The sequence below is a fragment of the Mycolicibacterium canariasense genome, from assembly GCF_002101555.1.
Classification (GTDB): Bacteria; Actinomycetota; Actinomycetes; order Mycobacteriales; family Mycobacteriaceae; genus Mycobacterium; species Mycobacterium canariasense.
This window is the reverse complement of the sequence record NZ_LQOL01000045.1, coordinates 102,440-122,274: the sequence shown is the minus strand read 5'-3', so window position 1 is coordinate 122,274 and position 19,835 is coordinate 102,440. Positions and strand designations below refer to the sequence as shown.

Below are 19,835 nucleotides of genomic sequence, written 5' to 3'. Positions count from 1 at the left end.
GCTTCAGGCGCCGGCGTTCAGGATCTTGATCGCGAAGACCAGCGTGTCACCGGGCTGGATGCCGGCCGCCGGCTGCCCATTGGGATAGCCGTCGGCGGAGGTCATGGCCACCGCGACGGTGGAGCCGACCTTCTGACCGGCGATCGCCTTCTGAAAGCCGGGGACCACACCGTTGAGCGGGAAATCGGCCGGGGTGCCGCGTTCGTAGCTGCTGTCGAACACCGTGCCGTCGCGCCCGTTGACGCCCATGTAGCAGACCGACACGGTCGCGGTGTCCGGCACCACCGGTCCGTCGCCGGCCTTGAGGGTGTGCACCTGGGTCTCGGTCACGCTGAACGGTCCGCCCACTTTCACGTAGGGCGCGGCGGTGTCGGTCGACCCGCTGACAGCGACGTTGCCCGTGGCTCCGGCCAGCGTCCACTCCGGGGTGCCCGGGTCGGCCGGCGCCGCCGTCGGGCAGCTGAGCGTAGCCGGGGGCGCTTCCGGCAGGGACGACGCCACCTGCGCGATCGAGGGCGTGCTGGCCGACGGCTTGGAGGAGTTGTCCGACTCGGAGCCGCAGCCGGCGAGGGTCAGCACCAGCGAGGTGGCACCGACGACGAGGACGGCCGAAGCAGACGCACGGGATGCATTCACGCCCGCCACGCTACAGCCGCGCCGGGCCGGCTCGGCCAGGCAACCCCGAACGCCGCGACATCGATTGCCGAGGGTCAAACGATTCGATGTCGACGCGCAGCGCGGCGACGTCCACCGGTGTTCATTGCGCCGCTGTGACGCAAGTCATGGTGCTGAACGCCGGTCGGTGCGAGTTCGCCGCGGCGGACCCGGGTAACCGGGTGAGCAAGGTGCACCCAGCGCCGACACATCCGTCAACGCGAAGGGGCGAATCACAATGGCTCGAATCACACCGGCTCGAATCACACCGGCTGACACCGACACCACCACACTGCTCGCTCAGCTGCGCACAGTGCTGGACCTGACCCACACCGAGATCCAGATCGCCGAAACCCGGCGTGCCCAGGCGCGCACCGAGGCGGTGCAGCGTGAGCTGACCCAGAACGCCGCCAATGCCCGGGACCGTGCCGGGGCCATCGAGCGGGCGATTCGTGACCTCGGCGGTTATCCCGACGTCGTCGGCCCGTTCCTCGGGCGCGCCGCGGCCGCAGTGAAGGCCCTGACCGAACAGGCCGAACCGTTCGACGAGGCGCTGCTCGGTGACCTGGCACTGGAGGACCAGCTGTTGGACCGGTCCCGCTATATCAAGGCGCTGGCCGTGGCGGCCAAGCGGAGCGACGTCGTCGAACTGGCCGATCGGCTCATCACCGCGCACGCCGCCACCGTCGAGTGGTTGACCACGGTGCTGGCCGAGGACGCGCTCGGCGGGCCGGCGGCCCTGCGTCGCACGCCGGCCCAGGCCCTGGCCGGCGCCGCCGTGAAACTGGCCAATCTGCCCGGTATCTGGACGGCACGTGGTCTGGACCGCCTGCTGCACGGTTTGCGCAATGTCCGGCCCAACGTCGATGAGCTGATCGACCGCGGCGCCCATGCCGGGGACTTGGCCGGCCGGGTGATCGCCGGTTCGCGCGATGCGGCGCTGGCCGCGGCCGAGGACATCACCCGCGGTGACGGGGCCGAGCAGGCCGCGGACGCCCTACGGGCGCTGCGGTCGGCGGCAGGTGCGTTGGATCCGTCCGAGCTGCCCATTGCCGGGTATGACGAACTGGCTGTCCCGGACGCCGTCGCCGCGGTCAAGGAGCTGACCGACCCGGCCGATATCCGCACCATCGTGGCGTGGGAGGAAGCCCACAAGAACCGGCAGCGGGTGGTCTCGGCCGCGCAGACCAGGCTCGCGGCGATCGCTCAAGAAGTCGTCGGGATCGGCTGACCGACCACATGGCGAATGTCGACGTGTCCGTGACATCGGACCTGACGCCGCAGCAGGCCTGGAAGCTGGCGTCGGATCTGCGGCGTTTCGATGAATGGTTGACCATCTTCGCCGGCTGGTGCGGGCCGCCGCCGGATGTCATCGCCGTCGGCATGCAGGTGTCATCGCTGATCAAGGTCAAGGGCTTTCGCAATACCGTCGACTGGCAGGTCACCGATTATGAAGAGCCGCAGCAGATCCGGCTCTGCGGCCGCGGCCGTGGCGGGGTCCGGATCGGTTTGACCATGACGGTGACTCCCGACGACCCAGGATCGACGTTGCGTGTGCTGGCCGATCTGTCCGGCGGACTGCTCAGCGGACCGGTCGGGAGGCTGGTTGCTGCCGTGCTGAAATCCGATGTACGCCGATCGGTGCAGAATCTGGCCGAACTGCAATAGCTTTCACGCCCACTGGTCCCACGGCACGCTCCAGTCGCCGTTCTGCCAGAGCTGCAACGGTTTTCCGCCGGTGTGACGCACCTCCACCACGTCACCGGGCACGGAGAAGTTGTAGAACCATTGCGCGTTGTCGTGATTGAGGTTCAGGCAGCCGTGGCTGGTGTCGGTCTTGCCTTGCGCCCACACGGTCGCGTCGAGTTCGTGTAGGTACACGCCGTCGGTGCTGATCCGCACCGCGTACGCGATGGACTCCTTGTAGCCGAGGTGGGAGTTGATCGGCAGCCCGTAGGTCGAGGAATCCATGATCACCGGGTTGCTCTTGTCCATCACCGTGTAGACGCCGGGTTGGGTCCAGAAGCTCAGCGTGGTGTTGCCCACGGTCTCGGTGCCGCCCCGGCCCATCGACGTCGGCATCGTCCGGACCAGTGTGCCGCCGTCGTACACACTGACCTGCTTGGTGGTGTCGTCGGCGATCGATACGTGCGATGCGCCGATGGTGAAGGTGACGGGGGCGTCCTGCCCGACGGTGACGACCGTGCCCGGAGCGTAGTACTGCGGCGGGCGCCAATGCGCGGTCTGATCGTTGACCCAGTGCCAGGCGCCGGCCACCGGAGGTTCGGTGGTGACGGAGAGCTGTTGTTCGGCGGCGCCGCGGTCGGCCACGGGCGCGGCGAAGTGCGCCACCACGACCATCCCGATGCCATAGGTGCCGCCGTTCTGTACCGGCGCACCCGAGGTGGAGGTCAGCGAAACCGGAGGCACGAGCGGGTCATCGGCATGCGAGACGCCCGCCGGTGTGCCGACCACACCGGCCAGCACCGTGGCCGTCAGCGCGAGCAGCATCGCGCCCCGCCGCACAATCGTCATTGGGCTTACTCCGTTTCACCGCGGCCGAGGTTGTCGACCCCGGATCCTAGCCACGCTTGCTGTGACAGCCGGGGTGACGGTCCCGCCGGGATGTGATGTGCTCATCGGGTGGCGGGGGATATCTGGACGGTTGTGCACCATGAGCGCGCGGTGCTGGCCCGTGATCTCGCGGCACTGCAGGACGCACAGTGGGATGCCGACTCGCTGTGTGAGGGGTGGACGGTGCGCGACGTGGTGGCCCATCTGGCGGCAACCGCGACGCTGTCCAAACGCCGCTTCGTCTCCGAAATCGTACGGGCCGGGTTCAGCCCTGAGCGGATCGTGCGCCGCCAAATCGCCGCGGGGCGCTCACGTGACCCCCAGCAGCTGCTCGCGCAGTTTTCCGCGGCGATGAAATGCACGGCGTCGCCACCACTTCCGGTGATCTCCCGGATCGTCGAAATCGTGGTGCACGCCGAGGACATCCGGCGACCACTCGGGTTGGTGCACGCCTACCGTCGCGACCACATCGGGGCCGCCGTCGCCTATCTGGCCGCGGATCGGTTCTCCGGTGGCAAGCGCCGGCTCACGGGGCTGAGATTGGTCGGCACCGACGCCGGCTTCACCGTCGGTGACGGGCTGACCATCGAAGGGCCGGCGGTCTCCGTTCTCCTTGCCGCCAGTGGACGCGCGGTGGCATTGGACGAGCTGAGCGGCCCCGGCGTGGCGGAATTGGCCGCGCGATGAGTTCCGGCCACTTCTCGCGTCTATCCCGGAAACGGTGACGAGAGGAACACTTCATGGGGACAAGGCGTCGCCCTTCAGCTCGCCAGCCGCCATCCGTCGCTGGTGGGCAAGCTGGTCTGCATGGCAGCCAGCTCCCGACGGCGCGGCCTTCGCGGCTTACGTGGAGAAGGTGAAGCGGCTGAACGTCGAGGACCAGGACATCGGCGATGCGCAAATGCGCACGATCTCGGCCAAGACGATGATCATCGCCGGTGACGCGGACGGTGTGCGGTTGGAGCACGTCGTCTCGATGTTCTTGTTACGCGGCGGGGGTGATATCCGGGCCGCGGCGGCCGGAGTGCTACAAGACATTCCGACCGCTCGACTGGCGGTGCTAGCGGCAATGTCGCATGTGGGTTTGTCGGGGGCAACTGACCTGGTGGCGCCGATGGTGACCGCATTCCTCGCAGACGAACCCCCGACAACGCCCGAGCTGTTGTGAAGCGCACGCGGCGTCAGGTGGTCCGCTGGGCGGTGCCGCTGCGCTGCAGATCGTGCGGAGCCAGCGCGAGATCGGTGGCCGCCGAACGAAGCTGCGTCTGCAGCAGATGCGCGATCCCGAACCGCTGCAACCATGGCACCAGGGTCAGCTTGATGTTGCGCCGCAACAGCGCCGCACCGGTACGTGAGATGACGGTCGAATCCGTGCGCAGTGCCAGACTCTGATTTCTCTCCACATACCCGCGCAGGCGGTGTTCGTAGGCGGCGAACGCGTCCTGCGGGCTGGGCTGTCGGACCAGCTCGCCGGCCAGGATGTAGGCACCGGCGATCGCGATGCTGGTGCCTTGGCCGGACAGCAGTGCCGGGGCGTAGGCCGCATCACCCACCAGTGCGACCCGTCCCGAACTCCAACACGGCATCCGCACCTGGCTGACGGTGTCGAAATAGACGTCTTCGGAGTCCGGGAGGGTCGCGATGATCTCGTCGGTGCGCCAGCGGTCGCCGCGGTACGCATCGCGGAGGGCGGCAACCACAGCCCGCTCGTCGTGGCGGTCCACCGAGCCGGGATTCGGATGGACGAAGACCAGGAATGCGCGGGCGGGTCCGTCTTGGTGACGCTCGACCACGACGGTCCTCCCTGGGTGGGAATACATGAAACCGCTTCCCGGAGGGAACAAATCCGGCGGCATGTCCCAGATGGCCGCGTAGGGGCCGAGGTGGCGGACGAACTGCGATTCATCGCCGAACGTGAGGCCACGGACGTTGGAGTGGATGCCGTCGGCACCGATCACCACGTCGAACGTCTGGGCTTCTCGATGGGCGAAGGTGACGTCGACGCCGGTGTCGGTGTGGGTCAGTGCGGTGATCGTGTCGCCGAAGACGTAGTCGACACGGTCGGCACCGGCCCGATAGAGGACTTCGCTGAGTGCACCGCGGGTGAGTTCGACATCGCCGCTGGCGGAGTCGGCGAGCAGTCCACCGTAATCGAGGGTGCACAACCTGCGGCCGCGCGGTGAGAGCACGGTCATCCGCTCATGGCGGTAGCGCCGCGCGCTGACCTGATCGTGCAGTCCCATCCGATGCACGATTTCGGTCGCGGTACCGCGGATGTCGATCGGGTATCCGCTGGTGCGCAGCCGCTCGGCACGCTCGACGACGGTGACATCCCAGCCGGCCTCGGTCAGCCATAACGCGAGTGCCGGTCCGGCGATGCTGGCTCCGGAGATCAGGGCGCTGGCAGTGGGCATGCGAGCCTCCAATAGTGCTGTCCGCAAAGTGGTTTCACAGAATTAGATACGTCAATGTAGCTTATCTGCTCCGACCATAGCCTCGTGCGATAAGATACGCAAGTGTCCTCTAAAGAGCCTTCCGTCCAACGACGTCGTGGCGCCGCGCTCGAGTCCGCCATCCTGGACGCGGGGTGGGAACAACTCATCGAGGCCGGCTATGACAGATTCACCATCGAATCGGTAGCCGAGCGGGCGTCCACCGCCCGGTCCGTGCTGTACCGCCGTTGGCCGTCGCGACGGGATCTGTTGCAGGCCGTGATCCGCCGCAGGGGAGAGGTCGACGGGATCTCGACTCCGGACACCGGAAGCCTGCGTACCGACATGCTGGCCCTACTCACCGAGTTGAGTGAGCGCCGGTCACGCATCATCGGACTGATTGCCGTCCGGCTCGGCGCCTACTACGACGACGCCGAAGGGTCGCCCAAGGAAATTCGCACGTGGTTCGTGCCGGAGGGCCCGTCCATCATGGACACCGTCATCGAACGAGCTGTGGCGCGAGGCGAACTCGCCGCGGTGCCACCGGCCCGGATCGTGACGCTGCCGGTCGATCTGGTGCGACATGAGATGTTCATGACCATGGCGGCCGTTCCGGCGCAGACCATCACCGAGATCGTCGACGATGTATTCCTGCCGCTGGCAACGAACTTCGGTCGCGACCAGCGGTAGGGTGGCGGCATGCGGTTTCGGGCCTACCTTTTCGATGTCCAGGGCACGTTGCTGGATTTCTTCGGGCCGGTAACCGATGCCGTGACGAATTACCTTGACAATCAGCATATTACAACGGTTGATCCGGGTGACTTCACCCGCGCATGGCGCGAGGACTATTTTCGGCGGGTTCGGAGCATCCCGCAGAGCGTCGATGATTGGCGCCGGGTGCAAGACCTTTATGCGGCAGGTTTCGCCGACGTGTGCGCCGGCTACGGCCTGGACCGGCCGAGCCCCGGCGACACCGGGCTGGCCTCGGCGAGCTGGCAGCGACTGGAGCCCTGGCCCGACGTCCGAACCGGAATGGCGCGACTGCGCAGACAGGCGATCACCGCAACCCTGTCGAATACCGATATGAGCACCATGATCACACTGTTCAAGCGCCTCGCCATCGATATGGACGCGATCTTCACCGCGGAAATGGTCGGCGCCTTCAAGCCCGATCCGAGAACCTATCTGCGCGCACTGCAGTACCTGGACATCGCGCCTGGCGAGGCCGCGATGGTGGCCGCTCACCCGTACGACCTCGAAGCAGCGGGGTCGCTGGGGATGGGCACGATCTTCCTGCACCGCCCGTTCGAGTACGGCGACCCCGGGCTCGCGCACGAGATGGCTCCCGGTCGGGTCGACCAGTACGTCGCTTCGGTCGCCGAGATCGAGTGACCCAACGCGTTTGCGTCGCACGGGGACCCGGGTACCCGGTTGGTCGGGATACGGTCGGCTGATCTGCACGGCTGTCCCGCGACCGCCCTTAACGCGCGGTCGGACCCAGACATCATCGATCAGCATCGAGGAGATTTCATGATGCGCAAGACTGCGTCCACGACCCTGCTGGTGGCGGCCTGTGCCGCCGGGGCGGGCATCGCGCTCGCCCCGGCCGCGTCGGCAGATCCCAACCCCTGCCAGAACGCCGGCACCGCCACCGTGTGCCAGGCACCCGGTAGCGCCAGTGAATCGGCCACCCCGCCCGTGCCCGGGAACGGCGTGCAGAACGGCCCATATGGGCCGAACGGCGGCACACCGCCCGTGGGTGGCAACGGATAGCGACAGGACGTGGCCCCGGACGGAATACCCGTCCGGGGCCACGTCGTGTAGTGGGGTTGTGTAGCGGGTGAACTTATAACCTGCTCGCGGCAAACTCCGCGGCCTGGTTGACCAACCCGTCGGCGACGTACGCGGTGTGCGCTCCGGTCGGGGGCCCGGGCGGCGCACCATCGCAGATGGTGTCCCCGGGCGCGCACAAGTCGATCGTCTTGGGCACATACAACGGACCGATCGTGATCAGCGGTGCACCGGCATCGCTCAAGAACTGGTTCGAGGGCTTGCCGAACAGCACCACCGCCGCGACATGGTCGGAAATCTCCGGAGCCATCGGAGCCGGCACAAAGGCCGCCGGCACACCGGCGGGAATCTCGGCCGAAGTACTGAACGCCGCCACTGCCGCGCCTTGCGAGAAGCCGCCGAGCACCATCTTGGTGGCCGGGCAATCGGCAGCCACCGCCTGGATGTGGTTGGTGGCGTCCCTGATCCCGTCGACGACGGTCAGGGCGAACTGGATTCCGTCGTTGAAATCGGCGCTGGCCTGATAGTTCACCGCATAGTCGCTGACCGATTTCCCGCTCGCCTTGGCGCGCAGTGCGTCGATGAAGGCTTGCCCGACACCGCCCGGGCCGGGTGGTTCACCGGTGCCACGGGCGAACACCACCTCGGCGTCCGGGCAGGGAGCGGCGACGGCGGCCGGTGCCGTCACCGTGGCACCGGCCAGCACCGCGGCCGTCGCAGCCAGCAGGCTGCCCAGCCGGCGCGTGACGCTTCGGACGGGGGACCCCCCAGCTTCAGCGCAGGACTCTTCGCGCATCGAAACCTCCGTTAGATCTCGGGACTAGGCGTGGCGGACCTGGTACGGATTATCCCCCCGTTCCCACGCACACCGGGCCCGCGCACGCACCCGCGCCACCGGGACCGGCGCCGGCGCTCGCGCCCGGCACGCCCGCGGTCGCGCCACCCGGGCCGGCACCGGCACCCGCACCGGGCACGCCCGCCGTGGCGCCACCCGGGCCGGCGCCGGCACCGGCGCCGGGCACGCCGGCGGTCGCCCCGCCGGGGCCGGCACCGGCGCCCGGAGCACCCGTTTCGGCGGGGGCGGGTGCCATGGTGGTCGTCTCCACGACGGTCGTCGACGTGGTGGTCGGCGTCGACTCCGTCGTCGAGGTGGACGTCGAGGTGGAATCGCTGCCACCACTGTCGGAACCGCATGCTGCGGTCAGCCCGCCGACCAGGACCGCGCCCGCAACGACGGCGGTGACGGGTACTCCACGAATGATGCGAACAATCGACATGTGAGGCTCGTTTCTCTTCATACGGCTGCGCACAGCCAAGCCGCTGTTGCGCAGAACGGACCTCGCGGTGTTACCCGGTTTTGAGCGCCGCTAAGCATCCCGGTTTGCTGAGCGTGCTCAGTAGTCCCACGGAGCGGGTACCCAGCGGAATGCGTCACCTGCGGTGGCCACATGGCACACCGACGGAAAAGGCAGGTGGGTGGCCACCAGTGCCTCACCGGTGCCGGCCAGCTCCCGCAGCAACGCGATGCGGACGCGGGCTGCCTCCTCGGGATCGTGCTCGAAGCCGTTGTGCCACTCGGGGTTGTCGAACCCGGGTGCGAATACCGCATCCCCGGCGAAGGTCAATCGGTCACCGCCCGATGCCAGCCGGACGATGCTGTGACCAGGAGTGTGGCCGCCGGTGCGGGAGAGCAGGACACCCGGCGCCACCTCGTACTCGGTATCGAATGTGTGCAGGTGGCCGTGATATTCGTCCAGGAATCGCGTGGCGATGGACCGCAGCGCAGCGGGTACCGGTGCCGGCATGGTGGTATGCGAGAAGTCGGGCGCGGCCCAGAACTCGGCTTCCCGCGCCGCGACGTGGATGCGCAGGTCAGGCCGGAGCCGGTCTTTCAACCCCTCGGTCAGCAGACCGCCCACGTGGTCCATGTGCAGGTGGGTGAGCACCACGTCGGTCACCGATCCGGGATCGATGCCGGCTGCCTCTAGACGCTGGACCGTGTGGCCGGCGCGCGGAAAGTCGGGGAACTCCACACCCAGGCCGGCATCGACCAGGATGGTCTTGCCGGCGGTGCGCACGACCACCACATTCAGCGGCCAATCGATGATCTCGGGCGGCAGGAAATTGTCGCCGAGCCAGCCCGCCAGCGCGGCCGGTGCGGCGTTGGTGGCCAGCGTCGAGGCGGTGATGGGTAGGACGCCGTCGCTGATCACCGTCACGTCGATTTCGCCCACCTTGACCGCGTACCGGGACGGGACGAGCTCGTCGAGCCCGTCGTGTCGGGTGATGTTGTCCAGGCTCATGTTCTCTTCTCCTGCGTGCGCTCTCGGGAAGACCGCGTCGAGTGACGTGTCCTCCGCTAGATCGCCCGCCGTCGCCGCGATTCATCCCGCGCCGGTCGCGCCACGCATCCGTGCACGCTAGGACCGGCGGTGCGCGAGCATGTGAACGCCTGGAAAGCGGTGAACGTCGTCGGGACGGTTGACGAGTCGCCAGTCCTCGTCGAAACCCGCAGCGGAAAGCGCCCGGCTCAACTCGTCGGCATGCCAGCGCCAGGCCGGTGCCACGGCATGGTCGAAAGGTGTTGCCGGGCCCGGTGTATCGGATGACTGCACGGCGATCAACACCGGCGTGTCCGGGAGCAGTCGGGACGCCCACGATCGGAAGACCGCGGCCACGCGTTCGGGCGGAAGGTGAATCAGGCTGAAGCGGGCGATGATTGCCGCGATGTCATCGTCGATGTGGGTGAGTGTGGCGTCGTCGTCGATGAACCGCAGATGAGGGTAAGCGTTGCGCGCCAAGGCCAGCATGGCGGCGCTGGGGTCGCATCCGATGACGTCGAGTCCCCGGCTGGCGAGGTCGTGGGTGACATGCCCCGGACCGCAACCCACATCCACAACGTGGCCGGGCATCCGGATGACCTCGACAAAGGCTTCGACCGCGTGCCGTTCGAAGGGGGTCTGGTAGGGCTCGGGAAACATGGCGGCGTACTGGTCGGCAAGCGCGTCGTATCCCGGTTGTGTCATGTGGTCACTATGGCATTTCGGCGGTTCGGCGACGCCTCGATACCCGGGCGTGCCGTGGCGGTGTGGGGCGACGTCGACGTCGGCGTGCAGGGCGGTCAGAATTCGCCGATGTCGCCCAAGTGGGCCCGCAACACCATTCGGCCGTCGGCCAGATGGTAGGTCGCGGCAGCGATGGCGACGGTTCCTGCCAGGATCCGCTGCGCCACCGCCACGGAGCGGATGCGCAACTGCGTGGCGGTTTCGACGGCATGCCGCGCACCGAGCGCGTCGGGCTGGGTCAACCCGGAGTGATACGCCGGCAGGATGGATGGCGTGACGCGGTCGACGATCTCGCGGACGTAGCCACTCGGCATCACGCCGCCCTCGATCGCCGAGAGTGCGGCTCTGACCGCGCCGCAGTTGTCATGCCCGAGAACCACGATCAGTGGCACGTCGAGCACGGTGAGGGCGTACTCGATGGAACCCAGTACCGCGGCATCGATGACATGTCCGGCGGTCCGTACCACGAACATGTCGCCGAGTCCCTGGTCGAAGATGATCTCGGCGGCCACCCGACTGTCGGCGCAACCGAACAGCACCACATGGGGCTTCTGCGTGTGGGTCAGCCGCGCGCGGTCCGCGCTGCTCTGTCCGGGATGTGCGGGCTTGCCCTGGACGAACCGCTCGTTGCCCGCCTTGAGAGCTCTCCACGTGGCTGCTGGACTGGGCGACGGCATGGTGCACATTGTGCCCGACGCGCGGGAATCCACCGTGGACGCCGTTCGGCCCGTGCCTGGACCCGCTGCGTTCGTCTCCAAAAATTCTGGTGCATAAGGGGATTAGATGGCGTCGGCTGGTGTCGGTCACAGTGCCGTCCTCGCGTCGAATACAGACATGCGACCGCCGAAACTCGTGGCCGCCATCTTGTCCGTGTTGGTTCGATCGACCTACATTGGCGGGTAGGTTCGAGGTGAACAGGAGCGTGCCATGTCCGTCTCGCCCGTCGAAGTGCTGATGCGAATCATCGATCGCTCCTGGCCAATCATCGGGCCATTGGCCCGCGGACACGCGGCGATTTATCGCATGACGGGCGGACGCCTCGGTGAGCGATTCCCCGGGGTTCCACCCATCCTGCTGCTCGACCACGTTGGAGCTCGAAGCGGACGACTACGCACCACTCCGCTCGTGTACATGCGAGATGGTGACCGCTACGTCTTGGTCGCAGCGAAAGGCGGCCACCCGACAAACCCCGCTTGGTTTTACAACCTCCGTGCACACCCGCACGCCACAATTCAGATCGGTGCACGGCGCGTGCAGGTGGCGGCCAGTGAAGTCATTGGTGAGGAACGCCAAGCTCTGTGGCCGCGAGCACTGGCGTATACCAGCCATTGGCGCCGCTACGCGAAACGCGTCCCGCCATCGAGGACGATTCCACTGGTCCTACTTCAGCCACGTTGACGGGAACTTTCGGGCAGGCCAGGACGATCGATCTACTGTTGCCCGTCGACTACCGTGTGACCCGTGGGGGATGACGAACGCCGCGACGGCTTACTCGACGTCGGCGATGGCAATCGGATGTTCTGGGAAGCCGCCGGGAATCCGGCCGGACGCACGGTGTTGATCGTGCACGGCGGCCCGGGTGGTGGCCGCTCACTGACCGCGCAGAAGGCGTTCGACCACAACATTTTCCAGGTCGTCTCATTCGACCAGCGCGGGTGCGGGGACAGTCTGCCCAGTGCCGCAGATCCGGCAACCGAGATGAGCGTCAACACCACCGAGCATCTGCTCTCCGATATGGAGAAACTACGACAGCACCTGGGCGTCGAGCGATGGCTGCTCTTCGGTGGATCGTGGGCCTGCACGCTGATCCTGGCCTACGCGCAGCGATATCCGCAGCGGGTGGCGGGCATCATCATCATCGGGGTCACCTTGACGAGGCCCGATGAGATCGACTGGCTGTATCACGGGCTGCGGCGGCTGCTGCCCGAGCAGTGGGAACGGTTCCGCGCCGCGGTGCCGGCACACCTCCGTCACGGCAGCCTTGTCGAGGCCTACCGCCAATTGATGGAGCATCCCGAGTCGGACGTGCGACTACACGCCGCCCGTGAGTGGTGCCGCTGGGAGGACGCCGCAATCGCCCACGAGGTGCACGGCAACCCGGGGCAGTACAGCGCCCGACCCGACGCTGCGAAGCTCGCCTTCGTGCGAATCTGTACGCATTACTTCGCCCATTCCGGATGGCTCGACGACGGACAGCTCTTACGCGACGCTGACAGGCTTGCCGGCATCCCCGGCGTACTCATCCACGGTCGGTTGGACCTGTCGGCACCGGTGCTGTCCGCGTGGGAGCTCGCCCGCGCGTGGCCGGATGCCGAGCTCACCGTGATCGACGACTCGGGGCACACGGGTACGCTGGCGATGGCAGTCGCTGTCCGGCAGGCGATCTCACGATTCACCGACGGTGACCTTGCGTTCCGGTGACTCGGCACCGCCTGGCGCTGTGCGAGGATGGCCGGCATGGGCGATCGGTTACCACGGTATCGGGTGCTGACAGGGCCGGATGATGCGGCGTTCTGTGTTCGGGTCAGCGAGGCGTTGGACCTGGGTTACGTGCTGCATGGCGGCCCCGCGGTGACATTCGGTGATGGTCGCGTGCTGGTGGCACAGGCGGTGGTGTGGCCCGGCCCGGACCAGCCTCCGATGGTTCCGGCCGCCTGACCGCGGCCGGGTGTCGCCGCGGTAGGTTGCGCCGGCGGTCGGTCATACTGGCCCCATGGGGGTCGGGGAGCCAGTACATGCCTGCGCTGTGAACTTCGGTACCGGTCGATGACGCAGATTCTCATGGCCGCCGGCGTCGCCCTGGCCGCAGCCATCCTGCTGACACCCGTGCTCATCCGGGTATTCGTCCGCTTGGGTCTCGGCCAGCAGATCCGCGACGACGCCCCGCGGACGCACCAACGCAAGCGTGGCACACCCACGATGGGTGGCCTGGCCATCCTGGCCGCGATCTGGGCAAGCTACCTGAGCACGAACCTGATCGGACTCGGTTTCGGCATGCGGGGCCCGTCAGCGTCCGGTCTGCTGGTCCTCGGGCTGGCCACCGCGCTCGGCGTGGTCGGATTCACCGACGATTACGTCAAACTGCGCCGCGGTCGCAATCTGGGTTTGAACAAGAGGGCCAAGTCCGCGGGTCAGATCGTGACGGGAGTCCTGTTCGGTGTGCTCGCGTTGCACTTCCACAACCCCGACGGCCTCACCCCGGGCAGCACCCAGTTGTCCCACGTCCGCGACATGGCCGTGTGGACGATGGTGCCCGTCGTCTTCGTGCTCTTCTGTGTATTCGTTGTCACGGCGTGGTCGAATGCCGTCAACCTCACCGACGGCCTGGATGGTCTGGCAGCCGGCGCCATGGCGATGGTGAGCGCGGCCTACGTGCTGATCACCTTCTGGCAGTTCCGGAATGCGTGCGCGGTCACCGCGGCGGCCGGTTGTTATCACGTCCGCGACCCGCGCGACCTGGCCGTCGTCGCCGCGGCGACCGCCGGCGCCTGTATCGGGTTCCTGTGGTGGAACGCCGCACCGGCCCGGATCATCATGGGGGACACGGGTTCGCTCGCGCTGGGCGGCATCATCGCCGGGCTGTCGGTGACCAGTCGCACCGAGATCCTGGCCGTCATCGTGGGCGCATTGTTCGTGGCCGAGGTGACCTCGGTCGTCATCCAGGTTGCGTCCTTCCGCACCACCGGCCGTCGGGTCTTTCGCATGACACCGCTGCACCACCACTTCGAGCTGATGGGCTGGCCGGAGACCACCCTGACCATCCGGCTCTGGCTGGCGACCGCTATTGCCTGCGGCCTGGGCATCGCGCTGTTCTACGGCGAGTGGTTGGCGGCCGTGGGCGCCTGACGGCCGCCAGTCCCTTTCGACACCAAGAATCTGCCAAGCCACCCGGCGCACGGTATCGGGCATCGGTCAATCAGCGCCGCCCCGCGCGGCGTCGTCGAAAGGGCGCCCATGAAGAGAGCGTTTGTCGCCGCGGCCGCGGCCGCGACCCTGCTGTCCGGTGGTCTCACCGCCGCGGCCGTCGGGCTGTCCGCGAGTCCGGCCTACGCCGTCCCGCAGTGTTCACCGTCGAACGCGAATGTCCCGCCGTGCATGCCGCCGGAGGGGCTGCCCGCCTGTAACGCCAACGGCGATTGCGGTCAGCTGTGGTGCCCCGGTTCGGGGATGAAAGCCATACCAGGCTGGGACATGAATGTCTGCCACACGTTCCATTTCGATCCGGCCGCCCCGTCGACCAAACCCGTCATGCTCAACGGCAACCCGCCGGGACCACCGGCGCCCCCGCCGCCGCCGTGCATCTTGTTCGTCAACTGCTTGCCGGGGCTGACACATCCCTGATCATCGGCCGGTGATCGCATCCCGCCCGAGCGGATCGTGACGCGGAGAGTAGCTCGCGTATCGGCGCTGATGGCCAATCCAGCACGGCGCCAACGGGAATGCCGGCGTCACCGAGCCAGGTGATGTGATCGCGCTCGTCGGCCAGATCGGTGGCGTGCTCGTGCGAGACCACCTTCGCGTAGCGCGACCTGTCGGCATCGCGGAGCACGAAAGCTGCGGATTCGCCGGTGGTCACCGGCGACCACCGCGCGCGATCGGCGGGTAGCAGCCCGGCCGTGATTCCGGGGTTCACCGACACGCGCCCAGTATGCAGGGCACGGTGGGCCGCGCACCGCGACGTGCTGACTCGGGGAGAGATCAGATCGATTCATCGCGATCGACGATCGCTGAGTTCGGAAATCACCCCTTTTTCCAGCCGCATCAGCCATGCAAGGTGGACCCGAGTCACTGTCATGCAACGAAAGGTCACGATGTCCGTCTTCGGCACGCGCTACCACACCGCAAAGATCGACGGACTGGACGTCTTCTACCGCGAAGCCGGCGACAGGTCCAACCCCACCCTGCTGCTGCTGCACGGCTTTCCGTCGAGCTCGCACATGTTCCGGAACTTGATCGATTCGCTTTCGGACAGCTTCTACCTCGTCGCACCCGACCACATCGGGTTCGGGCGGTCGTCGATGCCGTCGGTCAACCAATTCACCTACAGCTTCGACCGATTGACCGAGGTCACCGAGAAGCTCATCACGCACCTGGGCCTGGACAGGTTCGCGCTCTACATTCACGACTACGGTGCGCCGATCGGGCTGCGGATCGCCAGTACCCGCCCCGACCGGATCACCGCCATCATCACGCAAAGCGGCAACGCCTATATGGAGGGTTTCACCCCGTTCTGGGACGTCCTGTTCGCCCACGCCAAGGACCGGGCGGCCAACGAAGACGCCGTGCGCGAATACTTCACCGCCGAGAGGACCTACTGGCAGTACACCCACGGTGTGCCCGCCGACCGCTTGGACCGCATCGCCCCCGAAGCGTGGCTGCTCGATCAGGCCGGGCTGGACCGTAAGGGCAACGATGCCATCCAACTCCAGTTGTTCTGGGACTACCAGTTCAACCTGGACGGCTACCCCAAGTTCCAGGAGTACTTCCGCACCCATCAGCCGCCGCTGCTGGTGACATGGGGGAAGAACGACGAGATCTTCGGGGCCCCGGGCGCCGAGGCCTTCAAGCGCGACCTGCCCAACGGTGAGTTCCACCTGCTCGACGCGGGCCATTTCGCTTTGGAGACCCATGGCGATGAAATCAGCGGCTACATTCGCGACTTCATGGGCAGGTTGTAACCCGTAAGGTGAGTGACCTGCAGCCACGCCGAGGAGTGGGTCATGAGCAAACACTATCCGGCCATCGCCTTCACCGATGATGTCCAGCACGCTCAAAGCGAACACGGCAGCGACACCTTCTACCGGCGCAAGGCGGTCGCCGGCAGCGCGTCCGCCGGGCCGGACCCACTGACCGACGACGAGCAGGTCTTCCTGCGTGAGCGGGATGGTTTCTACCTGGCGACGGTCAGCCAGACCGGGTGGCCGTATGTGCAATTCCGCGGAGGTCCACCAGGATTCGTGCACACACTCGACGAGCACACGATCGCGTGGGCCGATTTCCGGGGCAACCTGCAGTACATCAGCACGGGCAACCTCAGCGGCGACGACAGGGTGGCCATCATCGCCATGGACTATGCGCGGCGCACGCGTCTGAAGATCTTCGGGCGTGCGCGCATCGTCTCCGCGGAGGCCGACGCCGAGTTGGCGCACTCCTTGGCCGATCCGGCCTATGAGGCGGTGGTCGAACGCTCCGTTGTGGTGTCCGTCGATGCGTTCGACTGGAACTGCCCGCAACACATCACCCCGCGCTTCAGCGTCGCCGAGCTGGAGCCCGGCCTCTCCCGCCTGCAGGGTCGGATCGAGACGTTGGAAGCCGAGAACGCCGAGCTGCGTCACCGCCTCACCGGTGCGAGCTGAACGGGGCCGGCCGTGACCACCGTGCAACCCACCTCCGACGCAAATGTGCAGTTTCATCCGCGACGCGCGCGACGAGGCGTATGAAACTGCACAGGTCATGGTGACGGACTCGACCCAGTCCGGTGATCCGGTGAGCAGGAGGGTGCAGATGGCCACACTGGTGTCGGTGAACGTCGGTATGCCCAAGGACGTTCCGTGGAAGGGACGCACAGTGCACACCGGAGCGTGGAAAGCGCCGGTTACCGGTCCACGCATGCTGCGCCGGCTCAACATCGACGGCGACGGGCAAGGCGACACGGCCGGCCACGGTGGCGAGAACCGTGCCGTTCTGGTGTACCAGGTGGCGTCATATCAGCACTGGGCCCGCGAGTTCGGGCGAGACGATCTGGTTCCCGGCGTGCTGGGGGAGAACCTCACCGTCGACGGATTGCCCGACGACGAGGTGTGTATCGGTGACCGGTACCGCATCGGCGATGCAGTCGTCGAAGTCACCCAACCGCGCGTGACGTGTTATCGCGCTGGACTGCGCATCGGTGAGCCGAGAATGGCCGCGTTACTCGTGGCGCACCGCCGCACCGGCTTCTATTGCCGGGTGCTCACCGAAGGCGAGATCGAAGCCGGCCAGGACATCGTCAAGATCGATGACGGACCCGAACGCGTCACCGTCGCCGAGATGGATGCGTTGTTGTATCTGCCGGGGCACTCCCGAGATGATCTGGAACGGGGTCTTCGGATCCCGGCCTTGAGCCCCGGTTGGCGACAATCCCTGCAAAGCCTGCTCGATCAGGCCGCCGGGACGACGGAGGCGCTGGGCAACAGTGGGCTGACCGGCGTGACGGTGCCGCCACCCGCTTGGCCCGGATTCCGGCCCATGCGCGTCGCCGCAACCCATGTCGAGAGTCAGCACGTGCGCTCGCTGCTCCTGGCGAATGCCGACGGCACACCGTCACCGGAATGGATCGCCGGCCAGTCCATCACGCTACGGCTGCCGGCCGGGCCGAACCGAATGCCTCTGGTGCGCAATTATTCGTTGTCCAACGCGCCCGGGACGAGCGGTTACCGCATCACCGTCAAGCAGGAACCGGTGGGTACCGTGAGCACCTACATCCACGAGCATCTCGACGTGGGTGATGTCGTCGACGTGGCCGCCCCGCGTGGCTCCTTCTGCGTGACGGCCGGCACCGAACCGATCCTGCTGGTGTCTGCCGGCGTCGGTGTGACACCGGTTCTTTCCATGCTGCATCACCTGCAAGCGACACAACCGACCCGACCCGTGTGGTGGCTGCACGGCGCACGCAACGGCGACGAACATCCCTTCGCAGCGGAGACCCGAGCACTGCTGGGCGCGCTGCCCAACGGTCGGGCACGGGTGTTCTACAGCCGGCCGTCGGCCACCGACCGGATCGGCGTCGATTACGACCAGCAGGGCCACCTGGACGCGGAGGCAGTGGCCACACTGAGCTTGCCTCGTGATGGGTCCGCGTATCTCTGCGGGCCGGCGTCGTTCATGGATCAACTGGGCGCTGCGCTGAAAAGCTACGGGCTGGACGCGGCCAATATTCACGCCGAGACGTTCGGCGCCCGCTCGGCGATCACGCCCGGCATTGCCGGAGAAGGGGAATCCGGGCCACCGCACCTGCCCGACGGTCCGGCCGGGCCGGGGCCGACCATCGCGTTCGCACGCAGCGCCCTGTCCGCGCCGTGGGGTGCCGCTTACGGCAGCATCCTGGAGTTCGCCGAAGCGTGCGGCGTACCGACGCGCTGGTCGTGCCGCACCGGGGTGTGTCACACCTGCGAGACGGGGTTGCTCGCCGGGCGGGTCAGCTACGACCTCGACCCCCTGGACCCGCCCGCACCAGGCAATGTGCTGCTGTGCATCGCGAAACCCGCTGAGCCGATTGTGCTGGACCTGTGACGACCGCTGGACGCAAAATGACTGTGGCAGAGGGGATCCCGGGAATCCACTGTGCCGCGGGATAAGGGATCGCCGATCGCGTGTTCGCCGAATCGTATGATCAGTCGGTGGAGTTACGTCAGTTGGAGGCGTTCGTCGCCGTCGGAACCGAACTGCACTTCGGCCGTGCCGCGGAGAAGTTGCACATCGGGCAACCGACGCTCAGCGACTTGGTCCGACGGCTGGAACGCGAGCTGGGCGCCGCGCTGCTGACCAGAACCACACGGCGGGTGGCGCTGACCCAAGCCGGGAGCGAACTGCTGGGCCGCGCCAAGCTCATCATCGACTCGGTGGAGGGAGCAACCGCTGCGGTACGCCGGATCGCCGAGGGCGGCGCGGGGCGAGTCCGGATCGGCGTCACACCGCCCGTCGCTCCCATCCTGGCGCCACATCTCGCCGCGGCGTTCAAAGAGCTCGCCCCCGATGTCGAACTGACGATTCGGCGGATGTGGCTACCCGACCTCGAGCGGACCGTCGCCGAAATCGACGGTGAACTGGACCTCGCCATCACCTGTGCAGAGGTTCCGGACCCGCCGGGGATCATCAGCGAAATATTCTGCGCGGAACCACTTTTCGTGTCGCTGCGGCCCGACCATCGGCTCGCCGGGCGACACGGGATCGATCTGGATGAGTTGGTCGGCGAAACCTTGGGTTTGCACAGCGAGGCGTTGTTCCCCGCCTGGACATTGGCGCAACGCCAGGTGCTGGAGGCCGCCGGCGTGTCCCCGCCGACGGTGGAGCTGACCGACACCGACCTGTCGGCCTGCCGCTGGGCGGCCCAAGCCGAAGTCGACTGGATCCTGACAACCAAATCCGTTGCCGGAAAACACATGTCGACTCCGCTCATCCCGCTCGCACCGGAACTGCATGTGCCGTACACCCTGCAGTGGTGTCCGATCCGGGCGGCGAGTGCGGCGGTGGGCCGGTTCGTCGACCTGGCTCTGTCGGTCGACGTGCCGTCGGGTTGGGTTACCCAACCCGACCATCTCCGCCATGACGAGGCCTGATC

The 19,835-nt window shown here is 67.0% G+C and carries 24 protein-coding genes and 1 pseudogene; 16 read left to right on the top strand and 9 right to left on the bottom strand.

Going from position 1 to position 19,835, the window contains the following annotated elements; all coding sequences use genetic code 11:
* Nucleotides 1-3: 3 nt before the first annotated feature.
* Nucleotides 4-636, bottom strand: coding sequence for an FKBP-type peptidyl-prolyl cis-trans isomerase (locus tag AWB94_RS11745; RefSeq protein WP_062659157.1), 633 nt, complete (start codon nucleotides 634-636; stop codon nucleotides 4-6).
* 256 nt (nucleotides 637-892) lie between these two features.
* On the opposite strand from AWB94_RS11745, the gene AWB94_RS11740 reads away from it, so the two are divergent.
* Entirely contained in the window at nucleotides 893-1,885 is a 993-nt protein-coding gene (locus AWB94_RS11740) for a hypothetical protein (RefSeq protein ID WP_062659056.1), read from the top strand.
* 8 nt (nucleotides 1,886-1,893) lie between these two features.
* The gene (locus AWB94_RS11735) at nucleotides 1,894-2,322 is read left to right on the top strand and encodes a type II toxin-antitoxin system Rv0910 family toxin (RefSeq protein WP_062659057.1); all 429 of its coding nucleotides are present in this window, start codon (nucleotides 1,894-1,896) and stop codon (nucleotides 2,320-2,322) included.
* A 3-nt stretch (nucleotides 2,323-2,325) separates the two neighbouring features.
* Here the strand turns inward: AWB94_RS11735 and AWB94_RS11730 are convergent.
* A pseudogene (locus tag AWB94_RS11730) lies at nucleotides 2,326-3,075 on the bottom strand (L,D-transpeptidase); the annotation flags it as partial.
* 222 nt (nucleotides 3,076-3,297) lie between these two features.
* On the opposite strand from AWB94_RS11730, the gene AWB94_RS11725 reads away from it, so the two are divergent.
* Complete coding sequence (locus tag AWB94_RS11725; protein WP_062659058.1) at nucleotides 3,298-3,915, top strand: maleylpyruvate isomerase family mycothiol-dependent enzyme; 618 nt, start codon at nucleotides 3,298-3,300, stop codon at nucleotides 3,913-3,915.
* A 169-nt stretch (nucleotides 3,916-4,084) separates the two neighbouring features.
* Nucleotides 4,085-4,396: a hypothetical protein gene (locus tag AWB94_RS11720; RefSeq protein WP_131805388.1), complete on the top strand. Its 312-nt coding sequence runs from the start codon at nucleotides 4,085-4,087 to the stop codon at nucleotides 4,394-4,396.
* A 13-nt stretch (nucleotides 4,397-4,409) separates the two neighbouring features.
* Here AWB94_RS11720 and AWB94_RS11715 read toward each other — a convergent pair whose 3' ends face one another.
* The gene (locus AWB94_RS11715) at nucleotides 4,410-5,642 is read right to left on the bottom strand and encodes an FAD-dependent monooxygenase (RefSeq protein ID WP_062659060.1); all 1,233 of its coding nucleotides are present in this window, start codon (nucleotides 5,640-5,642) and stop codon (nucleotides 4,410-4,412) included.
* A 102-nt stretch (nucleotides 5,643-5,744) separates the two neighbouring features.
* Between AWB94_RS11715 and AWB94_RS11710 the strand changes: the two genes are divergently transcribed.
* From AWB94_RS11710 to AWB94_RS11700, 3 genes are all read left to right on the top strand, one after another.
* The gene (locus tag AWB94_RS11710; RefSeq protein ID WP_062659061.1) at nucleotides 5,745-6,350 is read left to right on the top strand and encodes a TetR/AcrR family transcriptional regulator; all 606 of its coding nucleotides are present in this window, start codon (nucleotides 5,745-5,747) and stop codon (nucleotides 6,348-6,350) included.
* A gap of 9 nt (nucleotides 6,351-6,359) precedes the next feature.
* Nucleotides 6,360-7,052 (top strand): haloacid dehalogenase type II, encoded by a 693-nt coding sequence (locus AWB94_RS11705; RefSeq protein WP_062659062.1) that lies wholly within the window; start codon nucleotides 6,360-6,362, stop codon nucleotides 7,050-7,052.
* A 138-nt stretch (nucleotides 7,053-7,190) separates the two neighbouring features.
* A complete protein-coding gene (locus AWB94_RS11700) occupies nucleotides 7,191-7,433 on the top strand; it encodes a hypothetical protein (RefSeq protein ID WP_062659063.1) in 243 nt (80 codons plus the stop codon).
* Nucleotides 7,434-7,506: 73 nt separating this feature from the next.
* Here the strand turns inward: AWB94_RS11700 and AWB94_RS11695 are convergent, their stop codons facing one another.
* The 5 genes from AWB94_RS11695 to AWB94_RS11675 all read right to left on the bottom strand — a co-directional run bounded on the left by AWB94_RS11695 (nucleotide 7,507) and on the right by AWB94_RS11675 (nucleotide 11,193).
* A complete protein-coding gene (locus AWB94_RS11695) occupies nucleotides 7,507-8,247 on the bottom strand; it encodes a cutinase family protein (protein ID WP_062659064.1) in 741 nt (246 codons plus the stop codon).
* A gap of 49 nt (nucleotides 8,248-8,296) precedes the next feature.
* On the bottom strand, nucleotides 8,297-8,728 hold the full coding sequence (locus AWB94_RS34600; RefSeq protein ID WP_131805389.1) for a hypothetical protein: 432 nt from the start codon (nucleotides 8,726-8,728) through the stop codon (nucleotides 8,297-8,299).
* Between the two features lie 117 nt (nucleotides 8,729-8,845).
* On the bottom strand, nucleotides 8,846-9,754 hold the full coding sequence (locus tag AWB94_RS11685; RefSeq protein WP_062659065.1) for an MBL fold metallo-hydrolase: 909 nt from the start codon (nucleotides 9,752-9,754) through the stop codon (nucleotides 8,846-8,848).
* A gap of 117 nt (nucleotides 9,755-9,871) precedes the next feature.
* Nucleotides 9,872-10,477, bottom strand: coding sequence for a class I SAM-dependent DNA methyltransferase (locus AWB94_RS11680; protein WP_062659066.1), 606 nt, complete (start codon nucleotides 10,475-10,477; stop codon nucleotides 9,872-9,874).
* Nucleotides 10,478-10,572: 95 nt separating this feature from the next.
* Nucleotides 10,573-11,193 carry a carbonic anhydrase gene (locus AWB94_RS11675; RefSeq protein ID WP_062659160.1) on the bottom strand — a complete coding sequence of 207 codons (621 nt, stop codon included), beginning with the start codon at nucleotides 11,191-11,193 and terminating at the stop codon, nucleotides 10,573-10,575.
* Between the two features lie 250 nt (nucleotides 11,194-11,443).
* Here AWB94_RS11675 and AWB94_RS36270 point away from each other — a divergent pair, with 250 nt between their 5' ends.
* The 5 genes from AWB94_RS36270 (at nucleotide 11,444) to AWB94_RS11650 (ending at nucleotide 14,857) form a co-directional block, all read left to right on the top strand.
* Entirely contained in the window at nucleotides 11,444-11,914 is a 471-nt protein-coding gene (locus AWB94_RS36270) for a nitroreductase family deazaflavin-dependent oxidoreductase (RefSeq protein ID WP_084395429.1), read from the top strand.
* 63 nt (nucleotides 11,915-11,977) lie between these two features.
* Entirely contained in the window at nucleotides 11,978-12,937 is a 960-nt protein-coding gene (gene pip / locus AWB94_RS11665) for a prolyl aminopeptidase (protein WP_062659067.1), read from the top strand.
* 36 nt (nucleotides 12,938-12,973) lie between these two features.
* Nucleotides 12,974-13,174 (top strand): DUF1737 domain-containing protein, encoded by a 201-nt coding sequence (locus AWB94_RS11660; RefSeq protein ID WP_084395438.1) that lies wholly within the window; start codon nucleotides 12,974-12,976, stop codon nucleotides 13,172-13,174.
* A gap of 108 nt (nucleotides 13,175-13,282) precedes the next feature.
* Nucleotides 13,283-14,362, top strand: coding sequence for a phospho-N-acetylmuramoyl-pentapeptide-transferase (gene mraY / locus AWB94_RS11655; protein WP_062659069.1), 1,080 nt, complete (start codon nucleotides 13,283-13,285; stop codon nucleotides 14,360-14,362).
* A 108-nt stretch (nucleotides 14,363-14,470) separates the two neighbouring features.
* Nucleotides 14,471-14,857, top strand: a complete 387-nt coding sequence (locus tag AWB94_RS11650) for a hypothetical protein (RefSeq protein ID WP_062659070.1) — start codon at nucleotides 14,471-14,473, stop codon at nucleotides 14,855-14,857.
* On the opposite strand, the gene AWB94_RS11645 is transcribed toward AWB94_RS11650, so the two are convergent.
* Complete coding sequence (locus tag AWB94_RS11645; protein WP_131805390.1) at nucleotides 14,826-15,092, bottom strand: protein kinase family protein; 267 nt, start codon at nucleotides 15,090-15,092, stop codon at nucleotides 14,826-14,828. The genes AWB94_RS11650 and AWB94_RS11645 overlap by 32 nt on opposite strands.
* Nucleotides 15,093-15,327: 235 nt before the next feature.
* On the opposite strand from AWB94_RS11645, the gene AWB94_RS11640 reads away from it, so the two are divergent.
* The 4 genes from AWB94_RS11640 to AWB94_RS11625 all read left to right on the top strand — a co-directional run bounded on the left by AWB94_RS11640 (nucleotide 15,328) and on the right by AWB94_RS11625 (nucleotide 19,833).
* The gene (locus AWB94_RS11640; RefSeq protein ID WP_062659161.1) at nucleotides 15,328-16,194 is read left to right on the top strand and encodes an alpha/beta fold hydrolase; all 867 of its coding nucleotides are present in this window, start codon (nucleotides 15,328-15,330) and stop codon (nucleotides 16,192-16,194) included.
* A gap of 42 nt (nucleotides 16,195-16,236) precedes the next feature.
* Entirely contained in the window at nucleotides 16,237-16,872 is a 636-nt protein-coding gene (locus tag AWB94_RS11635) for a pyridoxamine 5'-phosphate oxidase family protein (protein WP_062659072.1), read from the top strand.
* 148 nt (nucleotides 16,873-17,020) lie between these two features.
* Complete coding sequence (locus tag AWB94_RS11630) at nucleotides 17,021-18,787, top strand: MOSC domain-containing protein (RefSeq protein WP_062659162.1); 1,767 nt, start codon at nucleotides 17,021-17,023, stop codon at nucleotides 18,785-18,787.
* 107 nt (nucleotides 18,788-18,894) lie between these two features.
* Nucleotides 18,895-19,833, top strand: coding sequence for a LysR family transcriptional regulator (locus AWB94_RS11625; protein WP_131805391.1), 939 nt, complete (start codon nucleotides 18,895-18,897; stop codon nucleotides 19,831-19,833).
* Nucleotides 19,834-19,835 lie beyond the last annotated feature (2 nt).

What these genes read in the sequence shown, in the direction of transcription:
- AWB94_RS11740 (WP_062659056.1), top strand. Translation starts at nt 893, where the DNA reads ATGGCTCGAATCACACCGGCTCGAATCACACCGGCTGACACCGACACC.
- AWB94_RS11735 (WP_062659057.1), top strand. Translation starts at nt 1,894, where the DNA reads ATGGCGAATGTCGACGTGTCCGTGACATCGGACCTGACGCCGCAGCAG.
- AWB94_RS11715 (WP_062659060.1), bottom strand. Translation starts at nt 5,642, where the DNA reads ATGCCCACTGCCAGCGCCCTGATCTCCGGAGCCAGCATCGCCGGACCG.
- AWB94_RS11705 (WP_062659062.1), top strand. Translation starts at nt 6,360, where the DNA reads ATGCGGTTTCGGGCCTACCTTTTCGATGTCCAGGGCACGTTGCTGGAT.
- AWB94_RS11700 (WP_062659063.1), top strand. Translation starts at nt 7,191, where the DNA reads ATGATGCGCAAGACTGCGTCCACGACCCTGCTGGTGGCGGCCTGTGCC.
- AWB94_RS11695 (WP_062659064.1), bottom strand. Translation starts at nt 8,247, where the DNA reads ATGCGCGAAGAGTCCTGCGCTGAAGCTGGGGGGTCCCCCGTCCGAAGC.
- AWB94_RS34600 (WP_131805389.1), bottom strand. Translation starts at nt 8,728, where the DNA reads ATGTCGATTGTTCGCATCATTCGTGGAGTACCCGTCACCGCCGTCGTT.
- AWB94_RS11685 (WP_062659065.1), bottom strand. Translation starts at nt 9,754, where the DNA reads ATGAGCCTGGACAACATCACCCGACACGACGGGCTCGACGAGCTCGTC.
- AWB94_RS11680 (WP_062659066.1), bottom strand. Translation starts at nt 10,477, where the DNA reads ATGACACAACCGGGATACGACGCGCTTGCCGACCAGTACGCCGCCATG.
- AWB94_RS11675 (WP_062659160.1), bottom strand. Translation starts at nt 11,193, where the DNA reads ATGCCGTCGCCCAGTCCAGCAGCCACGTGGAGAGCTCTCAAGGCGGGC.
- AWB94_RS36270 (WP_084395429.1), top strand. Translation starts at nt 11,444, where the DNA reads ATGTCCGTCTCGCCCGTCGAAGTGCTGATGCGAATCATCGATCGCTCC.
- AWB94_RS11660 (WP_084395438.1), top strand. Translation starts at nt 12,974, where the DNA reads ATGGGCGATCGGTTACCACGGTATCGGGTGCTGACAGGGCCGGATGAT.
- mraY (WP_062659069.1), top strand. Translation starts at nt 13,283, where the DNA reads ATGACGCAGATTCTCATGGCCGCCGGCGTCGCCCTGGCCGCAGCCATC.
- AWB94_RS11650 (WP_062659070.1), top strand. Translation starts at nt 14,471, where the DNA reads ATGAAGAGAGCGTTTGTCGCCGCGGCCGCGGCCGCGACCCTGCTGTCC.
- AWB94_RS11640 (WP_062659161.1), top strand. Translation starts at nt 15,328, where the DNA reads ATGTCCGTCTTCGGCACGCGCTACCACACCGCAAAGATCGACGGACTG.
- AWB94_RS11635 (WP_062659072.1), top strand. Translation starts at nt 16,237, where the DNA reads ATGAGCAAACACTATCCGGCCATCGCCTTCACCGATGATGTCCAGCAC.
- AWB94_RS11630 (WP_062659162.1), top strand. Translation starts at nt 17,021, where the DNA reads ATGGCCACACTGGTGTCGGTGAACGTCGGTATGCCCAAGGACGTTCCG.